Below are 17720 nucleotides of genomic sequence, written 5' to 3' on the forward strand. Positions count from 1 at the left end.
ATTCCACTAGCATTTTTTGCACCGCCGCATCGATGCGGCAGTGCGGGAGATTTCGGCCATGCTCTATCAGGCCTATCAGTTCCAGGATGATCTCATCGCGCCCCTGCGCGATCTGGCACGGCGCCTGCAGATCTTCTCTGCGACAGCGTTCTGGGAACCTGTCGGCAGTATGGGCCGGCACTTCGCCGGTGCGCTGGAGATGATCTCACGCTTCGAGATCACCCACGAACGTCCAGACTTCGCCATCACCTCGGCGATGATCGGCAACCGCATGGCGCCCGTCACCGTCGAGACCGTGCTCGACATGCCCTTCGGCACGCTGCTGCGCTTTGCAGCGGAAACAGACGCGCCGCGACCGCGGGTGCTGGTCGTCGCACCGCTGTCCGGTCATTTCGCCACACTCCTGCGCGGCACCGTGCAGACCCTGCTGCGCGATCACGACGTCTATATCACCGACTGGGCCAATGCCCGCGACGTGCCGCTGTCGGCAGGGCGTTTCGGCATGGACGATTATGTGGACTATATCATCCGCTTCCTGGAGGAGATCGGTCCGGGCGCTCATATCCTCGCCGTCTGCCAACCCTGCGTGCAGGCGCTGGCCGCCGTTGCCGTGATGTCGGAAGAGCGGCATCCCGCCACCCCACGCACCATGACGCTGATGGCCGGGCCGATCGATCCGCGCGAAAGCCCGACGAAAGTCAACGAACTCGCGGTGTCGAAGTCGCTCGCCTGGTTCGAGAATTCGTTGATCGCAGCTGTTCCCTGGCGCTATCGGGGCGCCGGACGGCGCGTCTATCCCGGCTTCCTTCAGCTCGTCGCCTTCATGTCGATGAACATGGAGCGCCACCAGGACGCTCATCGCAAGCTTTACGACCATCTGGCGAAGGGCGAGACCGCCGAGGCCGGCAAGATCAAGAATTTCTATGACGAATATTTCGCAGTGCTCGACCTCACCGAGGAATTCTACATCGAGACCATCGAACGCGTCTTCCAGAAAGCGGAACTCGCAACCGGCGACTTGACCCACCATGGCCGCAAGGTCGATCCGGGCCAGATCCGCAACACCGCGCTTTTGACCGTCGAGGGTGGGCGCGACGATATCTGCGCCCTCGGCCAGACCTCGGCCGCGCACGATCTCTGTCGGGCGCTGCGCCCGCATCTGAAGCGCCATCATCTTCAAGCCAATGTCGGACATTACGGCGTCTTCAACGGCCGTCGTTGGGAGGGGGAAATCTACCCCGTCGTGCGCAACATGATCCTGGCCATGGAATAGTGCCCGCCAAATCCGAAACGCGACGGCAAGTTTACCGATCGGCCATGACCAGATGGCCCGGCCCGACTTCGCGATAAGAAGTGCTCGCGGGCTGATAGTCGACTGATCGCATCGGGCTCTTGATCTCGTCGTTCGCCACCATCCGCTTTTCATGGCGACGGTCTGGATCGGGCACGGGCACTGCCGCAATGAGTTTCTTCGTATAGGGATGCTGCGGATTTTCGAAAACCGCGCCCCGTGGGCCGATCTCGACGATCTCGCCGAGATACATCACCGCCACCCGGTGGCTGACGCGTTCGACCACCGCCATGTCGTGCGAGATGAACAGGAAGGCAAGGTTGAGGCTCTGCTGCAGATCCAGCATCAGGTTGATGACCTGCGCCTTGATCGAAACGTCGAGCGCCGAGACGCTTTCATCGGCGACGATGACCTTCGGCTGTAAGGCAAGCGCGCGGGCGATGCAGATGCGCTGACGCTGGCCGCCGGAAAATTCATGCGGATAACGCGCGGCCATATCCGAGGACAGACCGACCTTCACCAGCAGGTCGGCGACGACGTCCTTTGCCTGTTTTGAGTTGCCCATCCTGTGTTCGAGATAGGGTTCGACGATCGCTGCGCCGACCGTCATGCGCGGATTGAGGCTGGCAAAGGGATCCTGGAAGATCATCTGCACGGATTTGCGCATCTCGCGCAGATCCTTCCTGTCGAGGCCGAGTACCTCCCTGCCCTCGACCAGAACGGAACCGGCCTGCGGTTCGATCAGCCGCATGATGGCGCGGCCGGTCGTCGATTTGCCACAGCCGGATTCGCCGACCAGCGACAGCGTCTCGCCGGCATGAAGATCGAAGGAGACGTTTTCGACCGCGTGCACCCGGCTGGTCAGCCGGCCGAAGAGACCGGAATGAATGTCGAAGCGCTTCGTAAGGTTCTTCACCTGCAGGACCGGCGTCGCAGCGACGGTATCGGCGGCCTCGGCGGGAATGTCGGATTCACCCGTTGCGGTATTGACCACGGGGAAGCGCAGCGGCCGTTGCCGGCCCTGCATCGAGCCGAGCACCGGCACGGCTGACAGGAGCGCCCTGGTATAGGGATGTTTGCCGCGGTGGAAGATATCGGCGGTGGCGCCGCTTTCCACCTGTTCGCCGCGATACATCACCACCGTCCTGTCGGCGATCTCGGCAACGACGCCCATATCATGGGTGATGAACAGAACGGAGGTCCCCTCCTCGTCCTGCAGCACCTTGATGAGATCGAGGATCTGGCCCTGGATGGTCACGTCGAGCGCCGTCGTCGGCTCGTCGGCAATCAATAGCTTCGGCCGGCTGGCGAGCGCCATGGCGATCATCACCCGCTGGCGCATGCCGCCGGAAAAACGATGCGGATATTCGCCGAAGCGCGAAGCGGCAGAGGGGATGCGGACCTTTTCCAGCAGCCTTATCGTCTCGGCTTTGGCATCTGCCCTGCTCATGTCGGAATGGCAGAGCAGCGCTTCGGAAATCTGGTCGCCGATGGTGAAGAGCGGATTGAGCGATGTCATCGGCTCCTGGAAGATCATCGCCACCTCGTTGCCGCGCACCTGTCGCATGGCATTTTCCGGCAATGCCAGCAGGTCGCGCCCGCCGAGCATGACGCGGCCCTCGACACGGCTCGTGTCCGCCTGCAGCAGCCGCATGATCGAGAGCGAGGTGACGCTCTTGCCCGAGCCGGATTCGCCGACGATCGCCACCGTCTCCGCCGGCGCCACGGTGAAGGAAACGTCGCGCACGACCGGTTTCCAGACGCCGTCCACCAGGAAGGACGTCGTCAGCCTTTCGACGGAAAGAACGGCGCTGGTTGTCTCAATCGGTTGCGCTTGGGCACTGGCCATGGTGGTTCCTCTTGCGGCAGATGAGCGGCGGCGGATCAATCCGGCCAGCGCAGCGCACCGTCGAAGCGGTGCCTGCTGCGGTTTTCGATCGGCGTTGCGATGATCTCGTTGGAGGCGCGCGCCTTGTCGAGTTCCTGCGCCAGGCGCTCCGCGACGATCGTCTCCTCGCCCGGGTGCAGATTGCACGGGTCGAGGTAGAAATAGCGGTGCTCCACCTCGTGATCACGCACGATGATCGGCGGGCTGCCCTTGGCAAGCGCATCCGCCAGATCCCAGGCAGTGATATGCGCCTGCTCGGGATCGACGATCAGGCGCAGCCGATCGAGCGGATTGTTGGTCGGGTCAGGCTCGATCAGCGCAGTGAGGCCAGGGCGGCCGTCGAGCGTGCGCTTCCACAGGTTGAGATAGCTGGTCTCGCGTTCCCGGATGCCGGCATGGTCGCGATTTTCCCAGGCTTCGAGTGCCGCCATGACGCCGAAGATGCTCTCCTTGCCGACCTTCATGCCGCGACCGATGCCCATATTCTGCAGGAAGGCGTGGCGCACCAGCTCCTTCCTGCCGGCAACGATGCCCGAGGTCGGGCCGCCGAGGAACTTGTGGCCGGAGTAGAGCGCGATATCGGCCCCCTGCTCGAGGAAGATCCGCAGGTCATATTCCGAGGCTGCATCGACGATGACGGGCACGCCCTTGGCATGGGCGATCTCGACGAATTCCTTGAGGTTCAACAGGCCGTAATCGACGACATGGTGGGAGACGACATAGACGGCGGCTGCGGTCTTGTCGGTGATGGCGTTTTCCATGTGGAAGCGATGCGTCGAGGTCGCCTGCCCCACAAGCACGACCTTGCCGCCGGCAAGCCGGATCGCCTGATCGACCGGAGCGCCGTAACTGACGACATGGCCCATCTGCACCAGCACTTCGTTCTTCTCCGGCACGACATCCGGCAACCTCTCGATCGCCAGCAGATTGTTGCCGGTGATCGCGCCGGCGACGGCGAGCGAAATGCCGGCCGAGCAAGAGGCGGTGACGAAGCCCGCCTCGCCGCCGGTCAGCCGGGCGATGACGCCACTTGCCTTGCGCTGCAGGTCGTTGATCTCGACGAAGTGAGGCAGGATCGATGCCATCGCCTCGATGGCTTCGGGAACGACGATCGATGCGCCGAGGCTGGTCATCGTGCCCGATACATTGATGACAGGGCGCAGGCCGAGCGACGGGCGGATATCAGTGGACATGGAGATCTCCAGGATTCTGGGTCGAAAAACGAAACATGGGGCGGTCGATCAAGTGTGTCGAGCTCCCATCAACCGTGCAAGGCGACGATTGCCTCGATCTCGACGGTGATGTTGCCGGGCAGCGAACCGAAGCCGACGGCCGAGCGGGCATGTTCGCCGGCCGCGCCGAAGACTGCGATCAGCAGATCCGAGCAGCCGTTGATGACGCTCGGATGATCCTCGAACTCAGGCACGGCATTGACCATGCCGAGCAGTTTCACCACCCGCTTGACCCGGGTGAGATCGCCGAGCGCGTCATGCATGACTGCAAGCAGGTTGATGCCGGTCAGCCGCGCATGGCCGTAGGCCGCCTCGACACTGACCCCACCGCCGACCTTGCCGGCATGCATGAAGCCGTCGGCCTCGCGCGGTCCCTGGCCGGAGAGGTAGAGCATGTTGCCCTCCAACACATGCGTCACGAAGTTGGCGATCGGCGGCGGTGGCGGCGGAAGCGTAATGCCGAGGGCGGCAAGCCGTTCGTAAGGCGAGTTCTCGACCTTGCCGGCGGCGGTAGGAAACTGATTCACGCAAACTCCTGTCATGCGAATTTCGATTGGGCCGACCCACGGTCGGCAGATTAAAGATCCTTGCGAAGTCTTGGATCGAGCATGTCCCTGAGGCCGTCGCCGACCATCTGTAGCGACAGCACGGAGAGAATAATGGCGACGCCAGGAAACAGCGTCATCCAGTCGGCCTGGCCGATATACTGGCGGCCGGCGGCGATCATCGTTCCCCAGGTCGGGATTTCGGGGCTGACGCCGAGGCCGAGGAAAGACAGGCCGGCTTCGGCAAGCATCGCGCTGGCGAAAAGGAAGGTCGCCTGCACCAGGATCGGCGACAGCAGATTGCGCAGCACATGTCGCGTCATGATATGGAAGGTCGAGATGCCGAGCGCCCTTGCCGCCTCGACATAGGGCAGCTCACGAATGACCAGCGTCGACGCGCGGACGATGCGGGCAAGGCGCGGCGCATAGACGATCGACAGCGCGATGATGACGGTCGTCAGCGAGGGACCGAGGGCTGCGACGAGCGCGATCGCCAGCAGAATATCCGGAAACGCCATCATCGCGTCGATCAGCCGGGCGATCGGCGTATCCAGCTTCTGGAAGAAGCCGGCAAGCAGGCCGAGCGTCACGCCGATCATGGCCGACAGGGTCACGACCGCAACACCGACAAGCAGCGACAGGCGGCCGGCGAAGATCGTGCGCGAGAAGACGTCGCGGCCGAACTCGTCCGTGCCGAAGAAGAACATGCCGCTCGGCGGCTTCAGCCGGTTGACAATGGAAAGCTTGGACGGCGAATAGGGCGCGACAACAGGCGCGAAGACCGCCAGAAGCACGAAGATCGTCAGGATCACCAGGCCGCAGGCGACCGTCTTGCGCTTCAGCAGACGGCGAACGAATTTGCTGCCCTCGCCTTCGACTGGTTTGATTGCGATATCGGCCATCAGTAGCGCACCCTCGGATCGATCAACAGATAAAGCATGTCGATCGCAAAATTGATCAGCACGTAGAGCGCGGCGATGACGAGCAGCGCCCCTTGGATGACCGGATAGTCGCGGCGCAGAACCGCCGAGACGACGAGATTGCCGACACCCGGCAGGCCGAAGACGGTTTCGGTGACGACGGCGCCCGAAATCAGCACCGCTGCCGTCAGGCCGATCACCGTCAGGATCGGGATCAGTGCATTCTTCAGCGCGTGCTTGAGGATCACCCGGCGCTCGATCAGCCCCTTGGCGCGCGCCGTGCGGATATAATCGTCGCCGAGCACATCGAGCATCGAGGCGCGAGTGAAACGCAGGATCAGCGCCGAGGAGACGATGCCGAGCGCAAAGGCGGGCAGCGTCAGGTGATACATCCGCTCGAAGAAGGTCGAACCGGGACCGCCATAACCTGAAACCGGGAAGAGATTGAGCCTGACGGCGAAGAACTGCATCAGGATAAGACCGAGCCAGAAGCTTGGAATGCTAGCGGCAAACATCGCGAGCGTCGTTGCCGCCTGGTCGACGAAGGAGCCGCGCCGATAGGCGGCATAGATGCCGATCGGCAAGGCGATGATGCTGGCGATAGCAAGCGAGAACAGCGTCAGGAAGAAGGTCGGCTCGGCGCGGTCGAGCAAGGCCGAGGTGACAGGCATGTTGAGGAAGATCGACTGGCCGAGATCGCCCTTCAGCAGCTGGCCGATATAATAGACATATTGCAGGCCGAGAGACTGATCGAGGCCGAGCCGGGATCTGAGATCGGCAATATCCTGCGGCGTCGCATCCGGCCCGAGCATGACGGCGGCCGGATCTCCCGGCGTCACGCGCACGATGACGAAGACGATCGTGACGACGAGAAACATCACGACGATCATGCCGAACAGGCGCTGGAGGATGTAGCGTATCATGAATGCCTGGCAAACCTTTGCAGATGCTGCGAAAAATAAGACCGGTACCGGTCAGGAATGGCCGGTACCGATGGCGACGCTTACTTCTTGATCGACGCATTCCAGAAATACGGCCATGGAGCCGGCTCGACGCCTTCGAGCTTGGTCGATTCTGCCGAAACGGCGTTGAAGTCGCCGATCTTCATGAAGGGTGCGTCGGCATAGACGGCCTTCTGGACATCGGCCCAGAGCGCCACACGCTTCTTCGGATCGACTTCCGAAGTGAAGGCATCGACGGCGGCCTTGCGGGCCGGCGTATCCCACCAGCCCGGCGAGCTGGTCGAAAGCGAGCCGATGAGGGCCGGCTCCGGCAGGAAGGGGCTATGGGTGATGTAGATATCCCAGAGCTTCGGATCGGTACGGCGCTGCGTCAGCGTTGCCCAGTCCACAACCTGCATATCGACGGTGAAGCCGGCAAGTTTCAGATATTCGGCGGCGACCTGCGCCATCTTGTAATGGAACTCGTACTGGCGGCTGGTCAGAATCCGGATCGGTTCGCCGTTGTAACCGGCCTTCTTGGCGGCAGCGGCCGCCCCTTCCGGATCGGCGACGTTATAGGCGCCCTCGACGCCAGCATCCGTCGACCAGGCAAAGGTCTTCGGATAGATGGCGCCGTCGAGCGCGTAGAAATCCTTGCTGCCGAAAGCCGCGGCCAGCATGTCTTCCATGCTGAGCGCCTGGCGGATCGCCTTGCGGACTTCGACATTCTTGTTGATGCCATCGGCCGTGTTGAAGACGAAGACCGGATAACCGAAGGGCTTGAGGATGATCGGCTGCGAGGCGGTGGAGGCCTTCAGCTTGTCGTAGGATTCCACAGGGATCGAGTCGACATAATCATACTGGCCGGAAATAGCGGCCTCAACGCGGGTGTTCGGATCGGGCACCGGCACGAAGCGGATCTCATCGAGATACTGATGGCGGGCGCCGCCATAACCGTTGCTGTCGCCTTCGCGGGACTTATAGCCGTCGAAGCGGACGAGCTGGATATACTGGTCGGCCTTGCGCTCCTTCAGCATATAGGGACCGGTGCCGATGAAGTCCTTCATCGGCTCGTCCTGCTTTTCGGACGGGATGATGATCGCCGCCGAATTGTTGAAGGCAAGCAGCGAGGTCAGCGGCGCATAGGGCTGCTTCAGCGTGATGGTGAGAGTCGCCGGATCGACGGCGGTGACCTTGTCGATGAAACCGGCCACCTGCTTGCCGCGCGAGGCGATCTTCATCCAGCGGCCAAGCGAGGCGACGACATCTTCCGAGGTCATGTCGGTATTGTCGTGGAACTTGATGCCGGTCCTGAGCTTGATCGTATAGGTTTTGCCGTCGGCGCTGATCTCAGGCAGGCTTTCGGCCAGAAGCGGCGTGACGTTCCAGCTCTTGTCGAAGGTATAGAGCGTTTCGAAAATGTGCTGAGTGACGATGCCGACCAGATCGGCCGTCGACGACATCGGATCGAGCGTCGGCGGCTCACCGATCGTCGCAACGTTGATGACGCCGCCCTTTTCCTGGGCAAGGAGCGTCGAAGGCAGGGCGACGAGCGCAGTGCCGAGAAGGAATGCGACCAATGTTTTCATGTGAGGGCTCCCAATATAGTTCCACAATTATGCAATTCATCTTTTTGTAACAGAATAGGAGATGGATCGATCCTGTCAAGCACGGGCGACAGATTATGCTCGCGGCGGATACTGGGACGCCGGAAAAACACACAATCTTCGGCTGCGCCCGCCTGCAACAAGACCGCGCATTATGCCAAGGTGAGTCACTCGCCCTGCGGTGAGACTTTTAACGGAACGGGAGAACAGGATGAGCATCGATTTCAACGCCGGAAAATGGTTGAACGAACCGGCACGCTGGCTCGCGAACGAAACCGGCCTCACCCTGACGACCGATGAAAAAACCGATTTCTGGCGAGAAACCCACTACGGATTCATCCGCGACAACGGCCATTTCCTCGCCTTTCCCACGAGCAAAGGCTTCACAGCGCAAATCCGCGTCCAGGGCGAATTCCGCACGCTCTACGACCAGGCCGGCCTGATGGTGCGCATTGACGAGAAACACTGGGTGAAGACAGGCGTCGAATTCACCGACGGCGAAGCCTTCCTCAGCACCGTCGTCACCGACGGCAAGTCCGACTGGTCCGTGGCGCAGCCCTTCACGGAATTGGAGGATTTTCGCATCCGCGTGACTGTCGCCAACGGCGCAATGCGCATCCAGGCTTCGCGCGACGGCAGCTTCTGGCCGCTGCTGCGGCTCGCCCCCTTCCCGGCTGCCGATCACTACGAGGTCGGACCCACAGCCTGCACGCCGGAGCGGAGCGGACTGACGGTGCGTTTCTCCGAATTCTCGATTGGGCCGGCGATCACCAGGGATCTGCATGATTTGAGCTAGAGAGCGTCCTTTCGCGGCCCTACCGAAAGAACAAGATCAAATGACTGCGAGTGCAGCGCAGCACACTTGACAAAGACAAGCTGCCTGTATTTTACTCAAGCCTGCGGAATAGGCAGACGGCCTGCCGCGTTGACATGACTCCGATAGTCTCTGGGCAGTTTCGCCCCATGACGCCTCATCGCTCGATGGGACCAGCGTCGTGGGGTTTTTGATGTGGTCACTTCATGAATGACGCGCTGAAAATCGGCATCCTCTTTTCGACCACCGGACCCTACGGCTCGATGGGCCGCGACGCGCGCGACGGTGCCGATTTCGCGATGGCCGAATATGCCGGCGTCGACGGGCTGGCGATCGAGCCCGTCTTCTTCGACCCGCATGCCGATCTTGCCGCCTATCTCGACGGTGCGCGCCATCTTCTGCGCGCCGGCTGCCGCCATATCGTCGGCACGATTACCTCGGCGGCACGCAAGGAGGTCATCCCGCTCGTCGAGAAACATGACGGCCTGCTCTGGTATATGTGCCCCTATGAAGGCTTCGAGGCCAACGAGAACGTCATCTATGTCGGCGGCTGCCCGAACCAGCATCTGCTGCCGCTGTTCGAGCACCTGATCCCGCGTTACGGCGCAAGGCCCTATCTCGTCGGCGCCAACTATGTCTGGGGCTGGGAAATGAACCGGCTCGCCCGCGAACTCATTACCAATGCCGGCGGCGAGGTGCTTGGCGAACGCTATCTTCCGCTTGAGGAAACCGCCGTCGAGCGCATCGTCGCCGAGATCGCGCAACGCCGCCCGAGCTTCATCCTCAACAATCTGATCGGCCCCTCAAGCTACGCTTTCCTGGAGGCGATCAAGGCCCTCGGTGATCGCGACCCGGCCTTCCGCGCGGAAAACTGCCCGGTCGTGAGCTGCGACCTGATGGAATGCGAGCTCGACGATATCGCCGCCGGTGCCGCCGCCGGCCAGCTTTGCGCCGCTTCCTATTTCGACAGTATCGCGACCCCCGAAAATGCCGCCTTCAAGGCCCGTGTCACCGAGCATCACGGCGCGGAGCGGCGTGTCTCCAGCGTCTTTGCCAGCGCCTATACGGCCGTCCGGCTCTGTGTCGATGCGATCGTCGCTGCCGGCAGTGACGAGCCCGATGCCGTCCGGCGCGAGCTCTACAATAGATCCTGGCCGACGCTGTTCGGCGCGCTTTCGATCGACCGCGAGACCAATCATGCCGCCCTGCCCTTCCATCTCGGCCGGATCAACGCCGACAACGGCTTCGATGTCGTCGCCTCGCGGCCGCCGCTCGCCGCCGACCCCTACCTGACCGGCCGCAACCGACAGACCTTGCCGCGGCTGAGGGTGGTGTCATGAGAGAGACACCCAATTTCACCGGCTGGCAGGCGATGGTCCTGCATCGCGAGGACGGCAACACCGAAAGGCTGATCCGCCAGCTTCGCCTGCTCGGCATCCACGCAACCCTGCAATGGGCGCCGCTTTCGACCGCGGCACTGCCCGATCTCGTCATCGTCGATGCCGACCAGGGCTGGGACGATCTGCTGCCCTGGAATGGTGAAACGCCTGCCTGCCCCGTCGTCGCCTTGCTTGGTTCGGAAGCGCCCGGCCGCATCGCCTGGGCGCTCGGACAGGGTGCCGGCGCGATCATCGCCAAGCCGATCGCCACATCGGCCGTTTATCCGGCGCTTGTCATGGCCGTCTCCATTCATCAGGAGCGCAAGGCGACCGCGGAAAAGCTGCAATATCTCGAAGAGCGCGTCCGGCTGCGGCCGCTCGTGCACGCCGCCGTCGAAAAACTTCGGGCCGCACGCGGTATCGACGAGGAGAGTGCTTACGCAATCCTGCGCAATTGCGCCATGCGCCGCCGCCTGCCGATGGAGCAGATATCAGCCTTCATCCTGGCGGGTGCAGAACCTCTGCCGGAGGCGGGCTGATGCATGTGCTGAAACAGATGATCCGCCAGCCGACCGCCCTCTTCGGCCTGATCGTCGTCACACTCGTCATCGGGCTCGCAATTGCAGCGCCGTGGATCGCGCCGTTCAGCCCGGACGAGCAGATGTTTGACGGCCTCTCGCTCGAAGGCGCGCCGCTGCCGCCGGGCGGTCCCTATCTGCTCGGCACCGACACGCTCGGCCGCGACCTCTTCTCCCGCCTGCTCTTCGGTGCCCGCACCTCGCTGATCATCGGCCTTGTCGCCAATGGCATCGCGGTGGCGATCGGCCTCTTCGTTGGCATCGTTGCCGGTTATCTCCGCGGGCTGCCGGGCAACATCCTGATGCGCTTCACCGATCTGATGATGGCCTTTCCGGCGCTGCTGCTCGCCATCGTGCTCGCGGCATTGCTGAAGCCGAGCCTGTGGATCGTCGCCATGGTGATCGCGCTCGTCAACTGGGTGCAGGTCGCCCGCATCGTCTATACCGAGACGCGCGGCCTGGTGGAGCGCGACTTCATCATGGCCGAGCGCTCGCTCGGCGCCGGCCATATGCGCGTGCTCTTCATGCATATCCTGCCGCATCTCGTGCCGACGGCAATCGTCTGGGGAACACTCGGCATCGCCACCACCGTGCTGCTCGAGGCCACACTCTCCTTCCTCGGCGTCGGCGTCCAGCCGCCGCAGCCCTCCTGGGGCAATGTCATCTTCGAGAGCCAAAGCTATTTCCAGGCCGCCCCCTGGCTGGTCTTCATTCCCGGCGCGATCATCCTTCTGACGGCGCTTTCCTTCAATCTGGTGGGCGACGCGCTGCGCGACATTCTCGACCCGACCCAGCGCGGGAGGGGCTGATGGCGTCCCTCATGCTGCGCAGGTTGGCGCAGGCGGCTCTCATCCTGCTCGGCGTAGCGGCCATCACCTTCGTGCTGCTCTACGCCCTTCCGGCCGATCCTGCCCGCATGATCGCCGGCCGCAGCGCTACGGCCCAGACGGTCGCCAACATCCGCCATGAGCTCGGCCTCGACCAGCCGCTGCTGGTCCAGTTCGGCACCTATCTCGGCAATCTGCTGCACGGCAATCTCGGCCGCTCCTATGCGCAGAAGACCGATGTCTGGACGCTGATTGCCGCCCGCCTGCCGGCGACGCTGACACTGATGCTTGCCGGCATCGTCGTCGAGGTGGTGCTCGGCCTGACGCTCGGCACCATCGCCGCGGTGCGCCGCGGCGGCTTCGTCGACCGGCTGGTGATGATGGCCTCCTTTGTCGGCACCTCGGCGCCGCAGTTCCTCGTCGCTCTGCTGCTGCTCTACCTGCTGGCGGCAACGCTCGGCTGGTTTCCGATGAGCGGCTACGGCAGCTTCTCGCATCTCGTCCTGCCGGCCGTCACACTCGGCATATGCGGCGCCGGCTGGTACGCCCGCATGGTGCGCTCATCGATGATCGACGTGCTGAACCAGGATTATGTCCGCACGGCGCGCGCCAAGGGCCTTTCCTCGAAGCGCGTCATCCTGCGGCATGCACTGCCCAATGCCGTGCTGCCGATCATCGCGATGATCGGCATCGATATCGGCCAGTTCATGGGCGGCGTGGTCGTGGTCGAAGCGGTCTACGGCTGGCCCGGCATCGGCCAGCTCGCCTGGCAGGCGATCCAGCAGGTCGACATCCCGATCATCATGGGCGTCACGCTGACGTCGGCGCTCGCCATCATCATCGGCAATCTGCTTGCCGACCTCGTCGCGCCGGTCATCGATCCGCGCATCCGCACACGCTGACAGCAACCAAAGAAGGGGAACCAAGATGTTCAAACGCTGGCTGCAACAGACGACCATGGCAACGATGGTGGCGCTCGCCCCATTATCCGTCATGGCCGAGGAAACGCCTAAGCAGGGCGGCGATATCGTCGTCACCTACAAGGACGACATCACCACGCTCGACCCGGCGATCGGCTACGACTGGGTCAACTGGTCGATGATCAAGAGCCTCTATTCCCGCCTGATGGACTATGCGCCCGGCACGCCGAACCCGGTTCCCTCGCTTGCCGAAAGCTTCACCGTTTCGCCCGATGGCTTGACCTATACCTTCAAGCTGCACAAGGGTGTGAAGTTCTCGAACGGCCGTGAGGTCGTCGCCTCCGACGTGAAATATTCGATCGAACGCGCCGTCGACCCGAAGACGCAAGGCCCCGGCGCCGGCTTCTTCGGCGCCATCAAGGGCTTCGAGGATGAAACCGGCGGCAAGACGACGACGCTCTCCGGCATCGAGACGCCGGATGATAGCACCGTCATCTTCAACCTCTCGCGCCCCGACGCCACCTTCCTGCACGTGCTTGCGATCAACTTCGCCTCGGTCGTGCCGAAGGAAGCCGTCGAGGCGGCCGCCGGCGACTTCGGCAAGAAGCCGGTCGGCTCCGGCACCTTCATCCTGAAGGATTGGACGATCGGCCAGCAGCTCGTTTTCGAGCGCAACAAGGATTATTTCGTCAAGGGCGTTCCCTATATCGACAGCTTTAAGGTCGAAGTCGGCCAGGAGCCGCTGGTGGCGCTCTTGCGCCTGCAGAAGGGCGAGGTCGATATTGCCGGCGATGGCATTCCGCCGGCGAAGTTCCTCGAAATCAAGAATTCGGCCGACGGCGCGCAGATGATCGTCGACGGCGAACAGCTGCACACCGGCTACATCACGCTGAACACCAAGTTGAAGCCCTTCGACACCGTCAAGGTTCGCCAGGCGCTGAACATGGCGATCAACAAGGACCGCATCACCCGCATCCTCAACGGTCGCGCAACGCCTGCCAACCAGCCGCTGCCGCCGCTGATGCCGGGCTACGACAAGGCCTTCACCGGCTATGCCTATGACGTGGCGAAAGCCAAGGCGCTGCTGGCCGAAGCCGGCTATCCCGATGGCTTCGAGACCGTGCTCTACTCCACCAACACCGATCCGCAGCCGCGTATCGCCCAGGCGATCCAGCAGGATCTGGCCGCCATCGGCGTCAAGGCCGAAGTCCGGGCGCTGGCCCAGGCAAACGTCATCTCGGCCGGCGGCACGGAAGGCGAAGCGCCGATGATCTGGTCGGGCGGCATGGCCTGGATCGCCGACTTCCCGGATCCGTCCAACTTCTATGGCCCGATCCTCGGTTGCGCCGGTGCGGTTCCGGGCGGCTGGAACTGGTCATGGTACTGCAACGCCGATCTCGACAAGCGGGCCGTTGCCGCCGACTCCATGTCCGATCCGGCAAAGGCGACCGAACGCACCGCCGCCTGGGGCAAGATCTTCACCGACATCATGGCCGATGCGCCGTGGATCCCTGTCATCAACGAACGCCGCGTCGTCGCCAAGTCGCTGCGCATGGGCGGTGCTGACAACATCTACATCGATCCGACCCGCGTCATCAATTACGACGCGATCTTCGTGAAGCAATAAGCCCTGAAGAAACAAAGCCTTCCCGGTTCCTGCCGGGAAGGCATCATAAAATTGAGGGAGACATGACATGTGCATCGCCTGCACCCATACCATCCACCGCGCCCAGCATAATTTCGGCTGGAACAAGGATTTCGCCCCCGCCGTCGTCGCCAAGCCCGGCGAGACGATCCACTTCGAATGCATGGATTCATCAGGTGGCCAGCTCGGAAGCGACGCGACGCTGGAAACGCTGAACGCGCTCGATTTCGGCAAGATCAATCCCGTCTCCGGCCCGGTCTATATCGAAGGCGCCAAGCCCGGCGATGCGCTGAAGGTGACGCTGCGCAAGTTCATCCCCTCGGGCGTCGGCTGGACGGCCAATATCCCAGGCTTCGGCCTGCTCGCCGATCAGTTCACGGATCCGGCGCTGCACGTGTGGTCCTATGACGCCAACAGCATGGTGCCCGCTCTATACGGTCCGGGCGGCCGCGTACCTCTGAAGCCCTTCGCCGGCACGATCGGCGTCGCACCCGCCGAGCCCGGCACCCATTCCGTCGTTCCCCCACGTCGCGTCGGCGGCAACATGGACATCCGCGACCTGACGGCGGGGGTGACGCTCTATCTGCCCGTCGAGGTCGACGGCGCGCTGTTTTCAATCGGTGATACCCATGCCGCCCAGGGCGATGGCGAAGTCTGCGGCACGGCGATCGAAAGCCAGATGAACGTCGAAGCGACGATTGAGCTCGTCAAGGACGCCAAGCTGCAGACGCCGCGCTTCACCACGACCGAACCGGTGACCCGCCATCTCGACGGCGCCGGCTACGAAGTGACGACAGGCATTGGCCCTGATCTGATGACCGGGGCGCGCGAAAGCGTCATGCGGATGATCGATCTTCTCGGCGCCGAACACTGCATGAGCGCCATCGATGCCTATCTGCTCTGCTCGGTCTGCGGCGATCTCCGGATCAGCGAGATCGTCGACCAGCCGAACTGGGTGGTTTCCTTCTACTTCCCGAGGATCGTGTTCGCGTGAACGAAGCCATGCCAGCCGCAGCGCCGGTGCTCAGCCTTCGCAATCTGAACGTCGATGCCCGCACACCCGAAGGCCGCAAGCCGGTGCTCCAGGATATCAGCTTCGAGCTTGCAAGCGGCGAAACGCTCTGCATTGCCGGCGAATCCGGCTCCGGCAAGTCGGTCACCTCGCTGTCGATCATGGGGCTCTTGCCGAAAGCCTCGCTGAAGGTCGCCTCCGGCAGCGTGCTGCTTGGCGAGCGCGACCTGCTCAAGCTTTCCGACCGGGCGATGCGCAGCGTGCGCGGCGGCGATATCGCCATGGTGTTCCAGGAGCCGATGACCTCGCTGAACCCGGTCATGTCGGTCGGCAGCCAGCTGACCGAGGCAATCCGCGCGCACCAGGGCAGCGAGAACGCCGAGGCGGTGGCGCTGAAGATGCTCGACGCCGTGCAGATCACCGAGCCGGCGCGGCGACTGAAGCAATATCCGCATGAGCTTTCCGGCGGCATGCGCCAGCGGGTGATGATCGCCATGGCGCTCTCCTGCCGGCCGAAGGTGCTGATCGCCGACGAGCCGACGACCGCGCTCGACGTCACCGTGCAGGCGCAGATCCTCCGGCTGATGCGCGAGTTGAAGCGCGAATTCGGCGCCTCGATCATCCTCATCACCCACGACATGGGCGTCGTCGCCGAAATGGCCGATCGCGTCGTCATCATGCAGAATGGCAGGATCGTCGAGCAAGGAACGGCGCTCGCCATCTTCCAGCGACCGAAGGAGGCCTATACCCAGCAATTGCTGGCCGCCGTCCCGCGGCTCGGCGCGCTTGCCGGCACCGACCGTCCGCCGCGCATCACCCAACGCGCCGTCGAGACACTGCATCCGGATCGCACGCCGGTCCTGAACGTGCGCGACCTCACCGTCACCTATGGCAATGCCGCAAGCCGGTTTTTCAAGGGCAAGCCGCCGGTCGCAGCCGTGGAAGGCGTGTCCTTCGATATCCTGCCGGGTGAAACGCTCGGCCTCGTCGGCGAAAGCGGCTCCGGCAAATCGACGACGGGCAAGGCCGTCCTCGGTCTCATCCCCTTCAAGGGCAACGTCCTGATCGACGGCCATGACATCGCCGGCCTCAGCCAGCGTGAGATGCGGCCCGTGCGCCGCTCGGCGCAGATGATATTCCAGGATCCCTATGCCTCGCTCGACCCGCGCACGGCCGTCGGCAAGGCGATCGGCGAACCGATGGTCATCCACGGTATCGGCAACCACAGCGAACGGCAGGACCGCGTCGCCGAACTGCTGCGCCGGGTCGGCCTGACGCCTGATGCGGCGACGCGCTACCCGCACGAATTTTCGGGCGGCCAGCGCCAGCGCATCTGCATTGCCCGGGCGCTGGCGCTGGAGCTCAAGTTGATCGTCGCCGACGAAAGCGTCGCGGCCCTTGACGTCTCCGTCCGCGCCCGGGTGCTCGACCTGCTGCTCGAACTCCAGGAAACGATGGGGCTCGCCTATCTGTTCATCTCCCACGACATGGCGGTGGTCGAGCGCATGTCCCACAACGTAGCTGTCATGCGCGCCGGCCGCATCATCGAAACCGGCACACGGCGGGAAATCTTCGAGAACCCCAGAGATGACTACACCCGCGCGCTGATCGCCGCGGTTCCGATCCCCGATCCGGAGGTCTATCGCGGCAGGGAAGCGCATGCGTGATTGAGGGTACTTGGTATCGCATTTGAGATCAGGTGATTCCGTCGTTGTATGGCGCCTTACGCAAGACTTCCTCGATTTCCAATTCTCTTTTTAGCCGCCATTCCTTTGACGCGAGTTCCAATAGCCTAAGCTGCTCCTGAAACATAAGCCTTCTGAATTCCGTGCCTGGCTTGCCATGCGTGGCCGCATGGCTGGAAGCCATGTCATGCGTTATGTCCGAAAATAGAAAATACAAAACATCGTCGATTGACGAGCATTTCACTCTCTCCAGTTCGACGCCACGCTCTTCAACGACGTAATATATTTCGTCATTGTCTCTAAGGTCGACGTATGGCGTTGCCATCCCGTCACCTTGAAATTGCACGATGGTTTTTGACCTGCCACTGAGAATTTCCTCCAGAATGGATTAGAGTCCGGCCTATTAAGGGACGGACGAATGAAGAAGCAGAGATTT

General features: G+C 62.8%; 16 protein-coding genes. 9 read left to right on the plus strand and 7 right to left on the minus strand.

Annotation, left to right across the window (positions count from 1 at the left end):
- The first annotated feature begins 58 nt into the window (after nt 1-58).
- Entirely contained in the window at nt 59-1273 is a 1215-nt protein-coding gene (locus BS629_RS23845) for a polyhydroxyalkanoate depolymerase (protein WP_077988520.1), read from the plus strand.
- Between the two features lie 31 nt (nt 1274-1304).
- On the opposite strand, the gene BS629_RS23850 is transcribed toward BS629_RS23845, so the two are convergent.
- From BS629_RS23850 to BS629_RS23875, 6 genes are all read right to left on the minus strand, one after another.
- The gene (locus BS629_RS23850; RefSeq protein WP_018246593.1) at nt 1305-3140 is read right to left on the minus strand and encodes an ABC transporter ATP-binding protein; all 1836 of its coding nucleotides are present in this window, start codon (nt 3138-3140) and stop codon (nt 1305-1307) included.
- A gap of 35 nt (nt 3141-3175) precedes the next feature.
- Complete coding sequence (locus BS629_RS23855; protein ID WP_018246592.1) at nt 3176-4372, minus strand: aminotransferase class V-fold PLP-dependent enzyme; 1197 nt, start codon at nt 4370-4372, stop codon at nt 3176-3178.
- Nucleotides 4373-4440: 68 nt separating this feature from the next.
- Nucleotides 4441-4953, minus strand: coding sequence for a RidA family protein (locus BS629_RS23860; RefSeq protein WP_018246591.1), 513 nt, complete (start codon nt 4951-4953; stop codon nt 4441-4443).
- A 35-nt stretch (nt 4954-4988) separates the two neighbouring features.
- Nucleotides 4989-5858: an ABC transporter permease gene (locus BS629_RS23865; protein WP_018246590.1), complete on the minus strand. Its 870-nt coding sequence runs from the start codon at nt 5856-5858 to the stop codon at nt 4989-4991.
- Nucleotides 5858-6799: an ABC transporter permease gene (locus BS629_RS23870; RefSeq protein WP_018246589.1), complete on the minus strand. Its 942-nt coding sequence runs from the start codon at nt 6797-6799 to the stop codon at nt 5858-5860. The genes BS629_RS23865 and BS629_RS23870 overlap by 1 nt, the downstream gene beginning before the upstream one ends.
- A gap of 80 nt (nt 6800-6879) precedes the next feature.
- Nucleotides 6880-8406, minus strand: coding sequence for an ABC transporter substrate-binding protein (locus tag BS629_RS23875; RefSeq protein WP_018246588.1), 1527 nt, complete (start codon nt 8404-8406; stop codon nt 6880-6882).
- 229 nt (nt 8407-8635) lie between these two features.
- On the opposite strand from BS629_RS23875, the gene BS629_RS23880 reads away from it, so the two are divergent.
- The 8 genes from BS629_RS23880 to BS629_RS23915 all read left to right on the plus strand — a co-directional run bounded on the left by BS629_RS23880 (nt 8636) and on the right by BS629_RS23915 (nt 17266).
- Entirely contained in the window at nt 8636-9220 is a 585-nt protein-coding gene (locus tag BS629_RS23880) for a DUF1349 domain-containing protein (RefSeq protein WP_018246587.1), read from the plus strand.
- Nucleotides 9221-9444: 224 nt separating this feature from the next.
- A complete protein-coding gene (locus BS629_RS23885) occupies nt 9445-10578 on the plus strand; it encodes a transporter substrate-binding protein (protein WP_018246586.1) in 1134 nt (377 codons plus the stop codon).
- Nucleotides 10575-11156 carry an ANTAR domain-containing response regulator gene (locus tag BS629_RS23890; RefSeq protein ID WP_018246585.1) on the plus strand — a complete coding sequence of 194 codons (582 nt, stop codon included), beginning with the start codon at nt 10575-10577 and terminating at the stop codon, nt 11154-11156. The genes BS629_RS23885 and BS629_RS23890 overlap by 4 nt, the downstream gene beginning before the upstream one ends.
- Nucleotides 11156-12004: an ABC transporter permease gene (locus BS629_RS23895; RefSeq protein ID WP_077988521.1), complete on the plus strand. Its 849-nt coding sequence runs from the start codon at nt 11156-11158 to the stop codon at nt 12002-12004. The genes BS629_RS23890 and BS629_RS23895 overlap by 1 nt, the downstream gene beginning before the upstream one ends.
- Nucleotides 12004-12924, plus strand: a complete 921-nt coding sequence (locus tag BS629_RS23900) for an ABC transporter permease (RefSeq protein WP_018246584.1) — start codon at nt 12004-12006, stop codon at nt 12922-12924. Before BS629_RS23895 ends, BS629_RS23900 begins: the two co-directional genes overlap by 1 nt.
- A 25-nt stretch (nt 12925-12949) precedes the next feature.
- Nucleotides 12950-14569 carry an ABC transporter substrate-binding protein gene (locus BS629_RS23905; RefSeq protein ID WP_018246583.1) on the plus strand — a complete coding sequence of 540 codons (1620 nt, stop codon included), beginning with the start codon at nt 12950-12952 and terminating at the stop codon, nt 14567-14569.
- Between the two features lie 67 nt (nt 14570-14636).
- On the plus strand, nt 14637-15581 hold the full coding sequence (locus BS629_RS23910) for an acetamidase/formamidase family protein (RefSeq protein WP_018246582.1): 945 nt from the start codon (nt 14637-14639) through the stop codon (nt 15579-15581).
- The gene (locus tag BS629_RS23915; protein ID WP_018246581.1) at nt 15578-17266 is read left to right on the plus strand and encodes an ABC transporter ATP-binding protein; all 1689 of its coding nucleotides are present in this window, start codon (nt 15578-15580) and stop codon (nt 17264-17266) included. Before BS629_RS23910 ends, BS629_RS23915 begins: the two co-directional genes overlap by 4 nt.
- Nucleotides 17267-17294: 28 nt before the next feature.
- On the opposite strand, the gene BS629_RS23920 is transcribed toward BS629_RS23915, so the two are convergent.
- Nucleotides 17295-17609: an Imm63 family immunity protein gene (locus BS629_RS23920; protein WP_018517208.1), complete on the minus strand. Its 315-nt coding sequence runs from the start codon at nt 17607-17609 to the stop codon at nt 17295-17297.
- Between the last annotated feature and the right edge of the window lie 111 nt (nt 17610-17720).

Source organism: Rhizobium leguminosarum bv. viciae USDA 2370 (assembly GCF_002008365.1).
GTDB classification, from domain to species: Bacteria; Pseudomonadota; Alphaproteobacteria; order Rhizobiales; family Rhizobiaceae; genus Rhizobium; species Rhizobium leguminosarum.